This window comes from Streptomyces sp. ICC4 (assembly GCF_003287915.1).
Taxonomy (GTDB): Bacteria; Actinomycetota; Actinomycetes; order Streptomycetales; family Streptomycetaceae; genus Streptomyces; species Streptomyces tritrimontium.
The window spans coordinates 846,986-864,841 of record NZ_CP030286.1 but is presented as its reverse complement, the minus strand read 5'-3'; the positions used below and the strand labels follow the sequence as shown (position 1 = coordinate 864,841).

The 17,856-nt window shown below is 70.7% G+C and carries 15 protein-coding genes; 5 read left to right on the top strand and 10 right to left on the bottom strand.

All coding sequences use genetic code 11. The annotated features are described in order from the left end of the window. The first annotated feature begins 228 nt into the window (after positions 1-228). Positions 229-1,539 carry a helix-turn-helix transcriptional regulator gene (locus tag DRB89_RS03995; RefSeq protein WP_162688462.1) on the top strand — a complete coding sequence of 437 codons (1,311 nt, stop codon included), beginning with the start codon at positions 229-231 and terminating at the stop codon, positions 1,537-1,539. A gap of 316 nt (positions 1,540-1,855) precedes the next feature. On the opposite strand, the gene DRB89_RS03990 is transcribed toward DRB89_RS03995, so the two are convergent. The 3 genes from DRB89_RS03990 to DRB89_RS44175 form a co-directional block, all read right to left on the bottom strand. Beyond that, entirely contained in the window at positions 1,856-2,368 is a 513-nt protein-coding gene (locus DRB89_RS03990) for an SMI1/KNR4 family protein (protein ID WP_204358134.1), read from the bottom strand. A 955-nt stretch (positions 2,369-3,323) separates the two neighbouring features. Then, complete coding sequence (locus tag DRB89_RS03985; RefSeq protein WP_112448545.1) at positions 3,324-3,893, bottom strand: TerD family protein; 570 nt, start codon at positions 3,891-3,893, stop codon at positions 3,324-3,326. A gap of 405 nt (positions 3,894-4,298) precedes the next feature. Next, positions 4,299-4,712 carry a GNAT family N-acetyltransferase gene (locus DRB89_RS44175; RefSeq protein WP_239516004.1) on the bottom strand — a complete coding sequence of 138 codons (414 nt, stop codon included), beginning with the start codon at positions 4,710-4,712 and terminating at the stop codon, positions 4,299-4,301. 446 nt (positions 4,713-5,158) lie between these two features. On the opposite strand from DRB89_RS44175, the gene DRB89_RS03970 reads away from it, so the two are divergent. After that, entirely contained in the window at positions 5,159-5,530 is a 372-nt protein-coding gene (locus DRB89_RS03970) for a low affinity iron permease family protein (RefSeq protein WP_112453378.1), read from the top strand. 123 nt (positions 5,531-5,653) lie between these two features. Here DRB89_RS03970 and DRB89_RS03965 read toward each other — a convergent pair whose 3' ends face one another. After that, on the bottom strand, positions 5,654-5,857 hold the full coding sequence (locus DRB89_RS03965) for a DUF1090 family protein (protein WP_112448546.1): 204 nt from the start codon (positions 5,855-5,857) through the stop codon (positions 5,654-5,656). A 562-nt stretch (positions 5,858-6,419) separates the two neighbouring features. On the opposite strand from DRB89_RS03965, the gene DRB89_RS03960 reads away from it, so the two are divergent. Then, positions 6,420-9,869: a S8 family serine peptidase gene (locus DRB89_RS03960; RefSeq protein WP_239516003.1), complete on the top strand. Its 3,450-nt coding sequence runs from the start codon at positions 6,420-6,422 to the stop codon at positions 9,867-9,869. Between the two features lie 229 nt (positions 9,870-10,098). On the opposite strand, the gene DRB89_RS03955 is transcribed toward DRB89_RS03960, so the two are convergent. Next, positions 10,099-10,737, bottom strand: coding sequence for a TlpA disulfide reductase family protein (locus DRB89_RS03955; protein WP_112448548.1), 639 nt, complete (start codon positions 10,735-10,737; stop codon positions 10,099-10,101). A 231-nt stretch (positions 10,738-10,968) separates the two neighbouring features. Next, the gene (locus DRB89_RS43615; protein WP_204357706.1) at positions 10,969-11,532 is read right to left on the bottom strand and encodes a hypothetical protein; all 564 of its coding nucleotides are present in this window, start codon (positions 11,530-11,532) and stop codon (positions 10,969-10,971) included. Between the two features lie 654 nt (positions 11,533-12,186). Between DRB89_RS43615 and DRB89_RS03940 the strand changes: the two genes are divergently transcribed. Further along, positions 12,187-14,286: an MMPL family transporter gene (locus DRB89_RS03940; RefSeq protein WP_112448550.1), complete on the top strand. Its 2,100-nt coding sequence runs from the start codon at positions 12,187-12,189 to the stop codon at positions 14,284-14,286. Between the two features lie 155 nt (positions 14,287-14,441). Here DRB89_RS03940 and DRB89_RS03935 read toward each other — a convergent pair whose 3' ends face one another. Beyond that, positions 14,442-14,867, bottom strand: coding sequence for a hypothetical protein (locus DRB89_RS03935; RefSeq protein ID WP_112448551.1), 426 nt, complete (start codon positions 14,865-14,867; stop codon positions 14,442-14,444). Positions 14,868-15,206: 339 nt separating this feature from the next. On the opposite strand from DRB89_RS03935, the gene DRB89_RS03930 reads away from it, so the two are divergent. Continuing rightward, on the top strand, positions 15,207-16,280 hold the full coding sequence (locus DRB89_RS03930) for a YihY/virulence factor BrkB family protein (protein ID WP_112448552.1): 1,074 nt from the start codon (positions 15,207-15,209) through the stop codon (positions 16,278-16,280). A 222-nt stretch (positions 16,281-16,502) separates the two neighbouring features. Here the strand turns inward: DRB89_RS03930 and DRB89_RS03925 are convergent, their stop codons facing one another. From DRB89_RS03925 to DRB89_RS03915, 3 genes are all read right to left on the bottom strand, one after another. Then, a complete protein-coding gene (locus tag DRB89_RS03925) occupies positions 16,503-16,853 on the bottom strand; it encodes a PRC-barrel domain-containing protein (RefSeq protein WP_112448553.1) in 351 nt (116 codons plus the stop codon). A gap of 135 nt (positions 16,854-16,988) precedes the next feature. After that, positions 16,989-17,255, bottom strand: coding sequence for a DUF4235 domain-containing protein (locus DRB89_RS03920; protein ID WP_112448554.1), 267 nt, complete (start codon positions 17,253-17,255; stop codon positions 16,989-16,991). Next, positions 17,252-17,599, bottom strand: a complete 348-nt coding sequence (locus DRB89_RS03915; protein ID WP_112448555.1) for a DUF3618 domain-containing protein — start codon at positions 17,597-17,599, stop codon at positions 17,252-17,254. The genes DRB89_RS03920 and DRB89_RS03915 overlap by 4 nt, the downstream gene beginning before the upstream one ends. Positions 17,600-17,856 lie beyond the last annotated feature (257 nt).

Below are 17,856 nucleotides of genomic sequence, written 5' to 3'. Positions count from 1 at the left end.
GCGGGGCCGGACACACACCCCCCACGGGCGTACCGGACCTCATCACGGATTCTCGCGCCCATGCTGTAAACAGCAGTTACGATCGCCGTTACCTCGCTTGGTGGCGAGTCTGCTGTCGGCCCTCGAAGAACGTCAAGAGGATGAACGCAAGCTGCTCCAACCGGAGTTGGAGCAGCCCGGCGCCAGGTGCCGCAATCCGGAATTTGGGGAGGGCCTAATATGACGGGCATGTCCGACGATGCGTTCCCCCTGGGCGCCGATGTGGCCGGGATCGGCTCCCGGATCCTGCGTCTGCGCACCCTGCGCCAAGCGACCCAGGCTCACTTGGCCGGGGATGCCTTCACCCGTGCCTACGTGTCGTCGATTGAAGGGGGCAAGCGCACCCCGTCCCCCCGCGCTACCTCCCATTTCGCCGAGCGGCTCGGCGTCACCATGGAAGACCTTTGCTACCCGTACGAGCCCGGCCAACGGCGGGATCTGCGGAACTCGCTCGCCGAAGCCCGGCTCACTCTTTCCCGGGGCGAAGTGGCGCAGGCGTCCGAGGCGTACCAGGAGGTGGTCTGCGCCGCAGGCCTGCACGACGACCCGGAGCTCGACGCCGCGGGCCACTGCGGGCTGGGACTGGCCGCCCGGCACCAGGGGGACCCTGACCGGGCCCTAATGCTGTTCACCAAGGCCGAAGAACTGCTGGCCGGGCAGCCCCTGAACGTCCGACTGCCCGCCGTGATGGGCCGGATGGGAGCTCTGTTCGCCCGCGGCGCGATCACCGACGCGCTCGCGCTGGCGGAGGACCAGCTGCGCACAGCACAGCAGACCGGACAGATCGCGGCGCAGTTCGCACTGCGCGCCGCGACCGTCCTGCCACTGGTTGAGCGAGGCGACATCGACCAGGCCGCTGCCGCTGCCGCCGCCGCACTGGCGATCGCCCCGCAGGTGAAGGATCCCGACGTCCTGGCACAGGGCTACTACCACGTCAATCGCGTACTGGCCGCTCAGGCTCGGTACGAGGAAGCCGAACAAGTGCTCACCCGGGCGGTAGCCCTGTACGGGCACCTGCGGCTGCGCACCGAGGTCGGCATGTGCCACTTCGCCCAGGGCTACCTCTCCGCCCGCCGGGGAGACCTCCATCAAGCCGAGGAGCGCCTGCGCCACGCGGCAGCCGTCTTCGCGGAAACCAAGGCCCTGCCCCGCCAGGTCAATGCCACCGCGGAACTCGCCGAAGTCCTGCGCCGGATGGGCGATACCGAGAAGGCCGGCGCCCTGGTGGAGGAGTGCCGCGCTCTGTCGCACGACTACCACGACCCGGAACAGGCCGCGGAGCTGGACCGCATCGGCGCGCACATCGCCGTGGACCGCGCCGACGACGCCGGCGCCGAGGCACTCTTCCACGGGGCGATCGACCGCTACCAGGCCATAGGAGCCACGCTTGAAGTCGCCACGACCTGCCGGATCCTCGGAGACCAAATGATCCAGTGGGGGCGCACCGGCGAAGCCGCGGTCGTCTACCGGCGCGGGCTGATGGCTCTGGAGAGTACATAGCCACCCCAAAGCCCTCCGGTCTTTCTCAATCGGGTCATACCAGTACTGATCATGCCGCAGGTCCAACCCGTCTGAAGTGCAGGTCTCTTGACGCGCCGCCAGACGGACGGCAGACTTCCACCCGGCGGGGTAACAGTCACCGATAGTCCTGTTGACAGATGCGGCGCGCCTGCCGGGTTCTCCACACCGATGCCGTCCCAAAGGTGAGACTCGGACCTGCGGGCGTCACGGCCTTCGGGGGGCAACAGGCATCGTTCGGGCCGCTGTTACCCCGCCCGCCCCACCCGGCACTACACATGTTAGGTGGTCGGCAGCGTCAGATGGTTATAAGAGACAGGTCGTACTCCATGCCGAAGAACGGGTTGGGTTCACCTGTATAGGGGTCGATTCCGGACTCCCGGCGTCGTTGTTCCTCGCGCCAGTGGACGAAGTGCGGAGCGGGCTCGCCCCACAGCGACCCATCGCTGAGCGGGCACTTGTCGAAGGCTTCGGCGAACAGACGGTGGAGGAACTCCACCATTCCGCAGTCGTAGATCTTCCAGTGGGGCCGGCCGTGCCGTTCCCACACGATCACCGGCCACTTGTCGGGGTCCTCGTCAACGGCGACCCAGCAGAGGATGTCGGCTCCGCAGCTGACACCCCAAGCGATGACGGAATCAGGGCCGGCGGTGACTCCGTCGGAACCTCCTTCGGTCGCCCAGATGTGTCGCATGCCGGCGGTCTCGCCCGCCATGCTCCCGATTCCCGGGCCCTCTGGTGGCTGCGGGGTCGCTTCGGGAGTGAGAACGCCGAACGCGTCGTCGATGCCTCCGGCGCCGTATGCGGCCATGAAGGCCCTGTAGTCGGACGGAAACCCGACTCGCCAAGCTCGTCGCAGCTCGTCCCAGTCCACCTGCTCATCCGCACCATCATGGGCCGACATGACGGACAGGAGCGCGGTGAGATGTATTTCCTCAGATGGCATGGCCCCTCCAGCACTGCGCTTCTTTTGGCGCAACCTTTCTGGCGTCACCGACATCGGGTTCCCGGGGGCGTGAGAACGAGGCAGGGCAGCTGCCGCTTCGGGCGAGCACTTGCGACAGTCGGGGCTCCAGTGCTGCGAGGCCCGGGTCTCGGCTGCATGTTGTGCGAGGAGGGCTGCCTATGTGCTGCGCGAGAAGACTGCGGCAGCGCAGGAGCGACTGGCCCGCCTGACGATCACACGCGGGACGCAGCCTTCCCTCACGGGCGAACGAAGGCCACGCTGACGACGACCACACAGAGCCTCCACCGCAGGAGCAGAGCCCGTCAGAGAGCCAGAACCCCTCGAATGGCCCGCGAGCGGATGCCGGTGCTGATGACCGGGGCAGGGCAGGAGTTGAAAGACCAGGACATCGCCGACCCGCAATAGGCCCATAGGTGCTCGGGGTGCCGCATCGTCCAGTCGGTGATCCGGCGGATTCCTGGGGCGACGGGCGGACGCCGGCGATGGCCTCGTCGAAGGGTCTTGCGGTTCAGCGGGGCGATCCGGATCTGCGTCACAGGCGCCAGCGCGTGCTGACGGTGGAGGTGAGGCTCGCACGGCGTTGCGCCGACTGCCGGGAACTCCCGCTCCCCCAGCCGCCGCGACTCGTCTCGATCGCTCCGGTGCCTTCGATCCCGGTTCGCCGGTTCCGGAGTTCTTGCGCCGCCTCGGAGGCTGACGCTTGGCCGGCCCCGCGCGCGGGGGGCCGGCCAAGCCACCCATGCGGGTGCCGGCGCGATCGGCGGGCCGGACCTCCGGCCCGCCCGGACTCACCTGCCTGTCAGACGCCGAAGTCGGCGACGATCCCGGTCAGGCCGGAGGCGTACCCCTGGCCCACGGCGCGGAACTTCCATTCGGCGCCGTTGCGGTAGAGCTCGCCGAAGATCATCGCGGTCTCGGTTGCGGCGTCCTCGGAGAGGTCGTAGCGGGCGAGTTCGGCGCCGCCGGCCTGGTTGACGACGCGGATGAAGGCGTTGCGGACCTGGCCGAAGCTGTGGCCGCGGGCCTCCGCGTCGTGGATGGAGACCGGGAAAACGATCTTCTGGATGTCCGCCGGGACGGCGGCGAGGTCGACCTTGACCACCTCGTCGTCGCCCTCGCCCTCACCGGTGAGGTTGTCGCCGGTGTGCTCGACGGAGCCGTCGGGGCTCTTCAGGTTGTTGTAGAAGACGAAGTGCCCGCTGGAGGGCACCTTGCCGGACTCCCCCACCAGCAGGGCGCTGGCGTCGAGGTCGTAGTCGGTGCCGGTGGTCGTACGGACGTCCCAGCCCAGGCCGACCAGTACCGCGGTCAGGCCCGGCGCCTCCTTGCTCAGCGAGACATTGCCGCCCTTGGACAGGCTCACACCCATGTCGTATCCCTCTCGCGGCCGAAGCCGGTAGCCGAGTAGCCGAAACAGAAAACCACACTAATGTAGAAGTTTGGCCTGGTCGCGTGGGCGCGGCCGTGCACTCCCGCAGAGGTCCATCAGTACGGTGATCCGCGCCGCGGAGGCAGACGGGGGTTGGGGCTAGCTGGAGGCGCAGGCGCAGGTGCCGGCCGCGCCGCGCCGCTCCGGGCTCCGGGCTCCGGGCTCCGGGCTCCGGGCTCCGGGCTCCGGGCTCCGGGCTCCGGGCTCCGGGCTCCGGGCTCCGGGCTCCGGGCTCCGGGCTCCGGGCTCCGGGCTCCGGGCTCCGGGGCCGACGTGCGCGGGCACCCTGGGGTGGGTCAAATCAGCCGGTGGGGATGACGTCGGCGCGGGCGAAGCGGGTGCCGATCACGGCTTCGTGGAGGTGTGACCGGCGATGGCGCGGTCGCCTTCGGTGCCCGGACACCCCCCATTGACCAAGAGGGCGTAGACCTGATGGTCAGTCCTGCCCGAGTGCGTATGCCGGATATGGCAAGAGCGATCCGTTGTGGTCCCGCTGATCTCTGGTGCCGATGGGGCGAAGCCGGTCTTGGCCAGGACGCGGCCGGAGGCGGGGTTGTCGGGATGGTGCATGGCCTCCATGGTCGGGGAGCGGCGCCGTACGGAGATGAGGCCGACCACGTCGTCCCCCGCGAGGATGGCCCAGCTCCACTGCGCACGGGGGTTCTGGGCGGCTCGGGCGAGTGCGGCCCGGATCTTCTCGCGCGCCTCGTCCGGGGTGAGGGGCTCGCCGACGGTCTCGTTCGTCGGGCATCGACGCAAGGCGAACGTACGGGCCGGGGTGCTCCTTTGGGTACGCAGGCGGCCCCCGGCGCTGGGCGCGGACCCCGGTTCGGTGCAGCGGATGGAAGCGACGATGGACGCGGCGGATCGTCGCGGTCGGCTTCGGCAACCGCGTGGACGGGCCGTAACCGGTGTCCCGGTTGGGTGCACTCCCGGGACACCGGACAGGTGCTCGTCTGGGCGCTGGGCTTCCCTCCGCAGGGGCCTGATGCGGACGCGGTCTTCACCGCGGTGTTCGACGGCGGCATTCAGGCATTCAGGACGGGTCTGCGGGAGATTCGAGGTCCTTCGGGCTCACCCCCATGACGGGGCCCAGGTGTGCGGCACCGAACTGTGGCGCTTCCACCGGGTGCTCGGGAGGTTCCGCGACAAGCCGTCCGTGTTCAGCGGGCGCGACAGCCGCGCCGACCGGGATGATGCTCGGCATGACATTCGAGCATCCCGCTGAGAAGAACGAGGACGGCCACGTCGGTCCGTTCGAGAGGCTGGCCGAGCTGGCCTCCAACTTCACGAGTTCGGCCGCCTTCTTCGTGGTGTGCGTGGCCCTGGTGGTCAACGTCGTGGTCGTGCACGTCCTGCATCTGTCCCAGAGCTGGCAGCACCTGGCGGGCGATGCCGTGGCCTCCGTCGCCCTGCTCCTGCTGGCCCTGCTGAAGAACTCCGAACGGCGGGCCGAGCACGCCATCCAGCGCAAGCTGGACGCCATCGCCGCCGCGCTGCTGGAACAGCACTCGGGCAAGCCCGGCACGGCGCACGAGGAACTGGCGAAGGCGATCGGGATCGAGCAGCGTCAGTAGGACCGACCGACGTGGAAAAGACGCGGGGGCCTCGCGTCGGCCGAAGGAGGCGGGGAGGTTCCGAGATGTGAGCCGGTGTCCGGTGCTGTTGCAGGTGCGGCGGGGCCGCCGTGCCTGCGACGCCTATCGCTCCAGAGCCCCACGGGCATTGCGGAGTCCTCTCCGGGCCTCGCCCAGCCTCTCCCTGAACCGGGTGATCGCCTCGGGATCGTCACCCCGCAACGCATCCTTGAGGTCGTTCTCCCGCCCGAGCACCTCGTGCTCCGCCTTGAGGAGCCGCTGCTCGGATTCCTTGCGCTGTTGCGCGGCCTCGTCGCCCATCGTCATCTCTACCTCAGGTCGAGTTACCCCAGCCACACAGCTCGCTCGCCACAGACGCAAACTCCGTAAGCCCGGCACACAGCAGACACCATGCCCCCAAGATCTACCAGCTTCCCCACTGGTCAGAGGCATGACCCGGCTCAGGAAGACGGACAGCCACCGCCAGCGGCCTACCGCCCGTCGCGCACGCGGGGCCCCGGCGAGTACGACCGAGGCGAAGCATCGCCGCGAAACGGACCGACCCGGAGTCGCCGTGCGGGTCGAGCCGCGGCCTTGGGGGGACTGCCGGGGGAAGGGGAAAGAGGTCCCGCATCCCCTCGCGGCGGGCGGCGATGTGCGCTGTGTGCGTGGGGTGTGCGCACGGGATGCGCGGCGAATGAGCGTTCAGTAACAGCCAGTTGAGGGGTCGTTACATTCGGGGATCGCTTCGCGATTCTGGAGGTGAGGGCTGCGGGAGGACAGCGGCGCTCACCTAAATCCAGGGGGAAACGACGTGCGACGCACACCTCAGATCAGGCGGAACGGAGCGAGAGCGGGGTCCGCGGCCGTTCTTGCCGCCTTCGCTCTCGTGGCCGGGCTCACCACCCCGCTCATCACACCTGCCGCGGCTGCCGGTGCCGCTTCCCCGGCCGGGGAAGCGGGGGGCGCCGGAGCCGACGGGCTCACCCGGCTCACCCTCGTCACCGGCGACCGGGTCACCGTGGACGGCGCCGGGCGTCCCGTCGCGTTCCAGCCCGCGCCAGGGCGCGAGAAGATCGCCGTCTCCGTGGAGCGGGACAACGGGTGCACCAGCCTCGTCCCCGCCGACGTGCGGGGGCTCGTCCTGGCGGGGCGGCTCGACGCCCGGCTGTTCGACATCACCGAGCTCAGCCGGGCCGAGTACCGCCGGGCTCGGGGCAGCGGTGACCGGGTGCGGCTGATCGTCAGCTACGAGAAGGGGTTCGCGCCCGCCGGGCGGTCGGCCGTGCGAGGTGGCGGCGGGCTCCAGGTGGACCGTACGTACGCGTTCCTCGGCGCCGACGCGGTCAGCGCGAGCTCCGCGGGGGCGGCCGCCGCCTGGCAGGCGCTGACCGGCACGCGGGCCCTGACCGGCACGCAGGCGCCCGGCCTGGCCCGTGGCGGGGATCCCGGTCTGGCTCCCGGGATCGCGAAGGTCTGGCTGGACTCCGTACGGTCCGCGACCCTCGACAAGACCACCCGGCAGATCGGGGCCGACCGGGCCTGGGAGGCCGGGTACAACGGCGCCGGCGTGAAGATCGCCGTGCTGGACACCGGAGTCGACTCCACCCACTCCGACCTCGTCGGGAAGGTCGTGGCGGAGCAGAACTTCACCGTTTCCGAGGACCCGAAGGACCGGCACGGGCACGGCACCCACGTGGCCTCGATCGCGGCGGGCACGGGCGCCAAGTCGGGCGGGAAGTTCAAGGGGGTGGCCCCCGGTGCCTCGATCATCAACGGCAAGGTCCTCGACGACCAGGGCTACGGCGACGACTCCGAGATCATCGCCGGCATGGAATGGGCCGTCGCCCAGGGCGCGCAGGTCGTCAACCTGAGCCTCGCCGGCGCCGACTACCCCGGCGTCGACCCCCTCGAAGAGGCCGTGAACAAGCTGAGCGCCGAGCACGGCGTGCTGTTCGCCATCGCGGCCGGCAACAGGGGCGAGTACGGATCCGCCACCGTGGACTCCCCCGGCAGCGCGGACGCCGCGCTGACCGTGGGCGCGGTCGACGACTCCGACGTCCTGGCCCCCTTCTCCGGCACCGGCCCGCGCCTCGGCGACGGGGCGATCAAGCCGGACGTCACCGCGCCGGGCGTCGACGTCACGGCGGCGGCCCTGTCCGGTGGCGGCGAGGGCGGTGATCCGGACGGCTACGTCTCGATGTCCGGCACCTCGATGGCCACCCCGCACGCCGCAGGCGCGGCAGCGCTGCTCAAGCAGCAGCACCCCGGGTGGACCGGCTCCGACCTCAAGAGCGTCCTGACCGGGTCCACGAAGCCGGGGGCCTACGGCGCGTTCCAGCAGGGCAGCGGCCGGATCTCCGTCGCCAACGCGCTGCGCCAGCCGCTCGCCGCCGCACCCCAGTCGCTGTCCTACGCCGCCCAGGCGTGGCCGCACCACGACGACACTCCGGAGAAGAAGCAGCTGACCTACCGGAACCTGGGCACCGACCCGGTCGTTCTCGACCTGTCGGGGGACGCCACCGGCCCGGACGGCAGTACGGCACCGGCCGGCTTCCTCGCGTTCGACGCGCCCCGGGTGACCGTCCCGGCGGGCGGCAGCGCCTCGGTGGGCATCACGGTCGACTCCCGGCTCGGCGGTCTGCCGCCCGGCACCTACACGGGGTACGTGGTCGCGAGCGGCCCGGGCGGGCAGAGCGTCCGTACCGGGATGGCCATCGAGATCGAGGCGGAAGCGTACGACCTGACCGTCAAGCACATCGGGCGCGACGGCAAGGAGCCCACGGCCTACCGGGCCGCGCTCAAGGGGATGACGGGTGGGGGCGCCGACCGGGAGTTCTGGTGGGTCGGCGGGACCGTGAGCGGCGAGGAGGGGAGCGGCGAGAAGGGGAGCGACACGCACACGCTGCGGGTGCCCCCCGGCTCGTACATGCTGGACTCGAACTTCTACGTGGACGTGAACGACGCTTCCAAGGGCATCGACTGGCTGGCGCAGCCGCGCCTGGACATCACCGGTGACACCACCCTGAACGTCGACGCGCGCACCGCCAAGCCCGTGGACATCACCGTGCCCTCGAGGTCCGCCACCCTCTCGTCCGCCTCGCTCGGCTACGACCTGCGGCTGCCCACGGCCTCCCGGGGCTTCGGGATGTGGGTCATGGACCTCACCGGGCTGCGCACCGCGCACTTGGGCCCGGACGTGACCTCCGGCGCCGCCCCCGTGGACGAGCGGCGGGAACAGAACATGACGGGACGGAGCACGGCGGGACAGAGCATGGATCCGGTCCCGGTCACCACCCTGGTCCAGCAGTGGGACGCGCACTGGACGGACGGCGCGGCGGAGGAGTACCACCTCGTCTCGGGCGGCCCGGTACAGCGGCTGGCCACCGGCTACGTGAAGCACGTGGGGCGGAGCGAGCTCGCGACGGTCGCGGTCGAGCAGGGCTCCTCGGCGGCCGGCAAGCAGGGCGAGGTCGTCGCACGGGGCGTGCTGCCCGGCGGCGTCGGGGAGAGTGCCGCCTACGTCGCGCGGCCGCTGCCGGGCTCGGTGAAGCTCCATCTGTCGGCGAGGGAGGGGGTGTTGTGGCACCTGGCCACGGTGCAGTGGGGGACGGACGCGGACGGCTTCCCCGTCCAGGAGAACGAGTACGCGGGCGGACCGGTCGCCTACCAGGCGGGGCGGACCTACCGGGAGCGGTTCGCCGCCGGGGTGTTCGGCCCGCGCATGGCGCCCGAACAGGGACACGCGCTGTTCCGCAGGGGCGACGACCTGTTCGGCGGGCCGCCGCTGCTGTCGGACGGGGCCGGCCACACCGGCCGCGACTTCGTCGGCCAGGGCGAGACCGTCCTGTACCGCGACGGCAAGGTCATGGGCACGCAGGACGTGGAGCTGTCCGACTCGGGGGGCTTCACCCTCCCGGCGGCGAACGCCGCGTACAAGCTGGTCACCTCGTTCACCCGGCCGGAGACGGTGGCGCGGACCTCGACCAAGGTGACCGCCACCTGGTGGTTCCGTTCGAAGACGACGCCCGAGGACAAGAAGGTCACGGTCCCCGTCTCGACCGTGCACTTCAGCCCGGAGCTGTCCCTGAGGGGTACGTCGCCGGCTGACCGGAAGGTCCGCGTCCCGGTGACCGTCCTCGGCGGCAAGTCGAAGTCCCTCACGGTCCAGGTCTCCTACGACGACGGCCGCACCTGGCGGACCGTCCCGGTGACGTCCGGCGCGGCGACGGTCAAGAACCCGGCGAAGGGCGGCCACGTCTCCCTCCGGGGCACGGTGACCGACGCCTCGGGCAACAGGTCGGAGATCACGGTCACCCGGGCCTACCTGACGGCCTGACCGGTGCGGTGGGGTGCGGTGCGGTGCGTGCGCCCGCGCCCTTGGAACACAGGCCCTCAGGGGCTTGACGCGGGCCTGCGGACCCGCCCCGAGTGGGGCGGTTCCGCAGGCCCGCGGTCGCGCTCAGGGCTGCCGGGAGCTGGGGCCGGGGCCGCACCGGCTTGGGCATGACGGCGTCCACGGGCATCCCTTCGGTGCTGCTCGCAGCATCTCAAGGCCGAAGCCGGCGCTATTTCTCCGCGAGGACGGGGTCGATCATCGAGCGCAGCTTCTCGGCGTTGACCGCCGCCAGCATGCGGGCGGCGATCTTGCCGTCCCTGTCGAGGATGATCGTGGACGGAATGGCGTTCGGGTTGAGCGAGCCCCCGGGGAAGCGGAGCAGTAGCTTTCCATCCGGGTTGAAGAGGCTCGGGTAGGTGATCCCGTAGGTCTCTTCGAAGGCGGCGGCGTTCTCCTTGGTGTTGTCGCGGATGTTGATGCCGACGAAGGCGGCGGGCTGTCCGGCGGCCTCCAGTTCCTTGGAGACCTGCGCGAAGTACGGGGCCTCCCCCCGGCACGGCCTGCACCAGGAACCCCAGACGTTGAGGACGACGACCTTGCCCTTGAGCTCGGTGGTGTCCAGCGTCTTGCCGTCGACGGTCTCGCCGTCGAGCTTGGGTGCCTCGATGCGGTCGGCCTTGGCCGCGGTGGAGATGCCGTTGGAGCCCGTCACGTAGTTGCCGCCGGCGGAGCCGGCGGAGCCGGCGGACTTGGCCCCGCCCGCATCGCACGCCGCGAGGGTCAGGGCGCCGGCGAGGGCCGCCGCGGTCAGCAGGGCAGTGCGGCCGCTGACCGAGCGGCTGCGACGGGGGGCGCGGCTGAGGCTCATCGGAAAAGTTTCGCATGAGCCCGCGCGCGATCCGCCGTGCCCCCGAGTCCGCCCAACCCATGGCCCTCGGCGACGCGAAACGCGGCCACGAGCTGCGCGGCAAACGCCTCGGCATCGTTCTCAGCGGGACCCCGCGGCATGGTCCACGGTCGTCATCGTCCATCGTCCATCGGCCTCGAAGCCTCACGCTGCCCCGCTGGGGCGGACGACCTCGCGCGGCCCCAGCCTGAGCTACCGCGCGGCCCGCAATGCCGCCGCGATCTCGGTGACTTCCAAGTCGACGACGACCTCCTCGCCCTCCCATACGCCGCGCGAGGTGATGGCCAAGCCGATGAAGGCGAGCTCGGCGGCATCGTCGCGCAGCGCGTACTCTTCGCGGCTCTCGTCTGCGACCCCACCCAGTTCGTCGCGATCCCAGGCGGCAACGGCCGACTCGCCAACGGACCGCGGCAACCGCACGCTGATCCGGCCGATCTGGGGATCGAGATGAGCCCCGATCGCCGCCAGCACGGTCCGGTCCTGCTGATACCTCACATGCTCCTCGCGATCTTCCACAAGGCGAGGGTACCCAGGCGGCCCAGGCCGTCTCTTTCGGATCTTGTCGGCCGAGCCCGCAGCGCCTGGTGCCGTGCCTGGCAAGGCGGAGGGGCGCTCCGTGTACTGGACGTACTCGTGGACGATCGCGGCGCGCCGCTCTTCGTCGAGGCCGGCCACCTCGACGCGGGGTCGCCCCGCCTTCTCGTACGGCTTCCGCGTCTCGGCGGCGTCACCGGTCAGACGGTGCAGCGCGTACACGGCCCACAGCTTCGCCTCCTCGGTCGGCGCCTCGGCCAGGTAGGCGCGCAGCCGTTCGGGGTCGGTCAGGAGCGCCTGGGCGCGGTAGGCGACGCCCCGGTCGCCAGTGGGCGAGCGCGCCGGTCATGTCCCCGCCTCCTCGATGGCGCATACGGGCTGCGACGGAGCGGTCCTCGGGCCTGGCCCCGCCGAGTTCGGCCGGCACCGACTCGACCCCGCGCCGGGCGGCCAGTGCGTCCAGCCCGGCCCCGCCGGTCTCCCGCCGGTGACGCCACGGGCTGAAGGCGAGCGTCGCCAGGTCCCTCGCCGCCGTACGGTCGCCGAGCGCACCGCGCGCCTCGAGGACCGCCTCGGCCATGCCGTACGAGTTCTCCCGCATCCGGTCCTCGTGCTGCAGCCGGGGCAGCAGCTCCGGCCGGTCCGCGAGGAGGTGCTAGGCGGCACCGGTTCCTCGCCGCCGTGAACGGGGAACTCGGCGAGCTGCGGGCGCCGGGGCGCTGAATCTCCGGCGGCCCGCATCCGTGGCCGCCCTTACCGGAGAAGACAGGGGTACGAACAAACGGCGCCGGCCCTCCTGGCTGTCGCAACACCCCTCGTCTCATCTCTCTCAATGATTGAGATTGTCAACTGTTGAGACAGATCTCCAGGAGCTTCATGTCCGCCTCACCACGCTTCACCCGATGGCTGATCCCCGTCATCCTGCTCGTCGCATGGCTGCTCGTCGGAGGCGGGCTGGGTCCGTACGCGGGCAAGCTCGGCGAGGTGGCCACCAACGATCAGACCGCGTTCCTGCCCCGCAGTGCCGAATCCACCCAGGTCGTCGAGGCGCAGAAGGCCTTCCGGCAGGACGAGACCCTGCCGGCGGTCGTGGTGTGGACGGCGAAGACGCCGGGCGCGAAGCCGGGTCCCCAGCAGCAGGAGGAAGCCACGCGGGCCTTGGCCGGTCTGGGCGACGCCGACTTCGTGGCCGGTCCTTCCTCCGCCGCCGCCCTCTCCGCCGACGGCCAGGCGCTGCAAGGCGTCGTACAGCTCAAGCCCGACCTCGGAGAGGAGTTGCCCCGCGCCTTGGAGGAGATCGCGGCGGCCGCGGGCAAGGTCCCCGGGACCGTCGCACAGGTGGCCGGCCCCGCGGCGAGCCAAGCCGATCTCGCCGATGCGTTCGCCGGGATCGACGGGCTCCTGCTGGCCGTTGCCCTGATCGCGGTCCTGCTCATCCTGCTGGTGGTCTACCGCAGCCTGCTGCTCCCCGTGGTGATCATCGTCGGGGCCGTGTTCTCCCTGGGACTCGCCTGCGCGATCGTCTACGTGCTGGCCGACCGGGGCGTCGTCCGCGTCGACGGGCAGGTACAGGGCATCCTCTCGATCCTCGTGATCGGTGCGGCCACCGACTACTCCCTGCTGCTCACAGCACGCTTCCGCGAGGAGCTCCAGGCCCGCTCGGACCGATTCGCCGCCGTACGGGCGGCCCTGCGCCGGTCGGTCGGCCCCATCACGGCGAGCGCGGGCACCGTCGCCCTCGGCCTGCTCGCCCTGCTGTTGAGCGACCTCACCAACAACCGCGCCCTCGGCCCGGTGGGGGCGATCGGCATCGTGTGCGCGGTCTTGAGCACCCTCACCTTCCTGCCCGCCGTCCTCGTCCTGCTGGGCCGCGCCGCCTACTGGCCCGCCAAGATCCGCCACACCGCTGACGACACCACAGGCCGCGGCATCTGGGAGACCGTGGCGGCCTGGGTGGACCGCGCCCCGCGCAAGGTCTGGGCCCTCAGTCTCGCCCTGCTCCTGGCCTGCGCCGCGTTCGCCCCCACGCTCAACGCCAAAGGCGTGCCGCTGGACGAAATCTTCGTGAACGACGCCCCGTCGGTGGCCGCACAGCAGACCCTGAGCGAGCACTTCCCCGGCGGATCGGGCAATCCGGCCGTCGTGATCGCGGACGCCGACCAGCTCGCCCAGGTCACGCGGGCGGCCGGGCAGACCGAAGGCGTCGCCGCCGTCACTCCCGTCACCGCACCGGGCCCGGCGGGCGGCACCCCGCTCGTGGCGGACGGGAAGATCCGCCTCAACGCCACGCTCGAGGCACCCTCGGACAGCAGGGCCGCACAGCAGACCGTCGTCCGACTGCGTCAGGCGGTTCACGCCGTACCGGACGCCGACGCGATCGTCGGCGGCTACAGCGCGCAGCAGTACGACACCCAGCGCACGGCCGAGCAGGACCGCACACTCATCATCCCCGTCGTCCTGGTGATCATCCTGATCATCCTCGTCGGGCTGCTGCGCTCGGTGCTGATGCCCCTGCTCCTGGTCACCACCGTCGCCCTCAGCTTCGTCGCGACCCTGGGCATCTCGGCGATCGTGTTCCAGCAGCTCCTCGGGTTCAGTGGGACGGACTCCTCCGTACCGCTCTACGGCTTCGTGTTCCTGGTGGCCCTCGGGGTCGACTACAACATCTTCCTGATGACCCGCGTCCGCGAGGAGTCCCTTCTGCACGGCGCCCGCCAGGGAGTGCTGCGGGGACTGGTGGCCACCGGCGGCGTGATCACCTCCGCGGGTGTCGTCCTCGCCGCGACGTTCGCCGCGCTCGGCGTGATCCCGCTGGCGTTCATGCTCCAGATCGCCTTCATCGTGGCTTTCGGCGTGCTCCTCGACACCCTCCTGGTCCGGTCCCTCCTGGTACCGGCCCTCGTCCGGGACATCGGCCCGGCCGCATGGTGGCCCGGCGCCCTCAGTCGCGCCGCCCACCAGGACGATCGGCACTGAACCCATCCGCCCACGACGTTCCGCACGGTCCACGGCGACGCCTCGATGTTCACCGGGGGCTGGAAGAACTTCCAGCACCGCGGCGATGACGTCCCCGACCACGGTCTCGGTCGGGGACGTCATCGTGCCTCACTCGGCGTGCGGGTGGGTCGGAATCAGCCGCACTGCAGGCCGAGCTGCGCGCTCGCGACGGCCGTGTCGAGCTTCTGCAGGTCCGGGGTGAGCTTGGTCAGGGCATCGGCCCCGGTGGTGTCGCCGGGCAGGTCGTCGTACGCCTTCTTCACGTCGTTGGCCGCGGACTTGATCGCGTCCTTCTGGGCGGCGTTGAACTGCGCGGTGGACTCGGCGACGGTCTTCCAGTCGTCCTGGACGGCGTTGTGCGCGTCCTTGATCTGGTCCTTCGTGGCGGTCGCCGGGTCGAGCGTGCGCAACTTCGCGTTGTCGGCCTTGAGTTCGGTCAAGCTGCTGCACAGCTCCTTGGTCGCGTCGTCAGTGGGCTCGGCGGAGGCCGAGGCGGCCCCGCCGGCCACGAGAAGCGCTGCGGCGGCCGTGCTCACGGCCGTGGCGAGAAGTCGGTTCATCTGCGATGCACCCCTTCGGGAAAGACGCCCCCTGATCCAGCCCCCACTCGTACCAAGCTGGCACAGGGCCACCGGGCCCGCATCCGCACACCACACCTCCACCACGCCGGCACTCCGGACGAAACCGCAGGTCAGCAGGGGTTCACAGCTCGCCAAGCGGTGAAGATGTTGCAGAACTCGCGCATCGTGCGGCCGGAAAGCTTGTGTCGGGGGCACCGATTCATTCGTACATGCTTTCGCATCACGTTAAGTGGGGATGCGTACCGCGCAGGGGGCCGCGCGTCCTGCGGATCCTGCCATCGGTGACATGAGTTGCGCGGAACTGGAAACCAGCGGGGCATGAGAAGCGCCTCGCACGCCCGCCGTGATGACGAACGCACACGCACACGCGCACGCAAGGACACCGGCAAGGACCAGGACGCGGGGCCGACCGAACCGAGTGAACCGGCCCAACCGGCGGAGAAGGGGGCTCCCGAGACGCCCTCCGGGCTGCCGAGGCGGCAGTGGTGGGCCGTACTGCGCGGAACGGCCAGGGAGTTCACCGACGACGAGCTGAGCGACCGCGCCGCGGCGCTGACCTACTTCGGGGTGCTGGCCGTCTTCCCCGCCCTCCTGGTCCTCGTTTCCCTCCTGGGGATCGCCGGCGAGGCTACGACCGCGAAGGTGCTGGACAACCTGCAGAGGCTGGCCCCCGGATCGGCCCGGGACCTCATCAGCGACGCGGTCGCGCAGTTGCAGGGCCGAAGCGGCGTCGGTTCCATGCTGGCGATGGTCGGCCTGGCCATCGCGCTCTGGTCCGCCTCCGGCTACGTCGCCGCGTTCATCCGCGCCTCGAACGCCGTCTACGACGTGCCCGAGGGCCGGCCGGTGTGGAAGACCCTGCCCCTCCGCCTGGCGCTCACCCTGACGCTGATGGTCCTCGCCACCGCCAGCGCGCTCATCGTGGTCTTCACCGGCGGTCTGGCGCGGCAGGCGGGCCTGGTCCTGGGAATCGGCGACGGCGCACTGACGGTGTGGTCGATCGCGAAATGGCCGGTGCTCGTGTTCCTCGTCACGATCATGATCGCGCTGCTGTACTGGGCCTCACCGAACGCCAAGGGCCGCGGCTGGAAATGGGTGACGCCCGGCAGCCTGCTGGCCCTGGTGATCTGGCTGGCCGCCTCGGCCGGCTTCGCGTTCTACGTCGCCAACTTCGCCTCCTACAACAAGACGTACGGAGCCGTCGCGGGCGTCGTCGTCTTCCTGGTGTGGCTGTGGATCACCAACCTGGCCATCATCCTCGGGCTGGAATTCGACTCGGAACTGGCCCGCCAGCGCGCGATCGCCGGCGGACTGCCCAAGGACCGGGAGCCCTACGTCGAGCCCCGCGACACCCGCACCTGGAGCGACAAGGAGCGCCGCCGCATGGCATGACCCCGGTGGGCGGGACGTTTCCCGGCCGTGGCGCTCGTCGGCAACCGGCGGTGGAAGCCGAAGGCCGCGGCGCCGCGCGCCGGCGAAGGCGATGCCCGTCGAGCACTGGCCTCGCGCGCCGATGGGGCGGGGCCGGACCGTGGATCGGTCCGGCCCCGCCCCATCGGCGGCATTCGCGGTGGCGGGGGCGGTGCCGCCCCGGGCCTGCCGTAGGCCGTCGCCTCAGCCGATGAAGCCACCGTAGTAGCCGCCGATCCGGCTGTAGTAGTCCGTGTCCCCGATGTGCTTCTCGCTGGAGAACTCGGGAGCCGCCTTGATCTGCTCCTTGGTGCGGTCGACGTAGATCTTCTCTTCCTCCACGTCGACGTGGGTGACCGTACCCGCGGGCAGGAGCACCTCCCGGCCGAAGATCCACGGTCCGGTGTCCACCACGAGGTAGGAGGAGCCGACCTCGTCGGAGTGCTTGCTCACCTTGCCGATGCCCCCGTCGGCCGCCTCGACCTTGAACCCGCTCAGGTCGATCGCCTCCAGTCGGCCCGAAGTCTCGCGGTAGCTCCACACGTTCACGTTCACGGGTGTCTCCCTCTTCTGTGCGTCGGCGCGCCCGCTCCCCCGGTCCGACGGGTCACGGGCGCCTCTGTCGACGACCGCCTGCCCGACGGTCCCGATCTCACACGTCGACCTCGCGACGGGGCGCCCGCGGCGCCCTCACGTCGGCCAGGTGCCGGTGAAACGCCGGGTCACGACGGCGCCGGACCGGTCGACACCGGCCTTGACGACGGCGAAGATCACGCCCTGGATGGCGGCCGCGATGAGCACCTCCGTCCAGGAACGGTCCTCGTCGGTGGCGCTCGGGGCTTCGTCCTGCCCTTCGATCAGCTTCCAGGCCTTCTTGAACGCCATACCCGCGAGCAGGCCGCTGACGGAACCCAGAGCCAGCCCGACCGGCTTGTACGCGCCCTTCGACACCTTCACTTGTGCCCCCGACCGTGACGTACCCACAGGATGACGGCGAGGACGACCCCGAAGGCGATCAACGGGACCCGGTTGGCCCGGGCCGTGGTCGCCACCTGGCCCGCCGTGTCCAGTACGGGTTCGGCCGTCTTTCCCCTCACCAGCCGTGCGGCCTGCTCCTTCACCGCGGCAGCCGCCTCCACGGCGTGGGCCGCCGTCTCCTTGGCCTGGGCCTTTACGTCGGTTCCGCCCGCGAGGGCCTCGACGGTCCGGGTCAGCCCGGCACGGGTGTGCTCCATCCGGTGGCGCAGCTCTCCAGGGGAAAGGGAGGAGGTGAATCCGTTGCTGCGGGAGTGGTTCTTCATCGGTGTTCGTCTCCTTGGTCTCGGCCTCGTCTGCCCGTGTCGTGCGCCGGCCAGGCGGACTTGTGACTCCACGCGTGCTCAGTCACGCAAGAACGACTCCTCCGGCAAGCGGAGGACGTTCGCCTGAACACCGTCTGCCCCGCCGTTTGGCTCTCACGCCCGAACGGTCTGGTGGTCGGACCGGCTGCGGCTTCCGGGAAGCAGCCGCCTCTGCGCACTCGTGTCTGAAACCTTGCCGAGTGGGTAGCCGGTCGAGG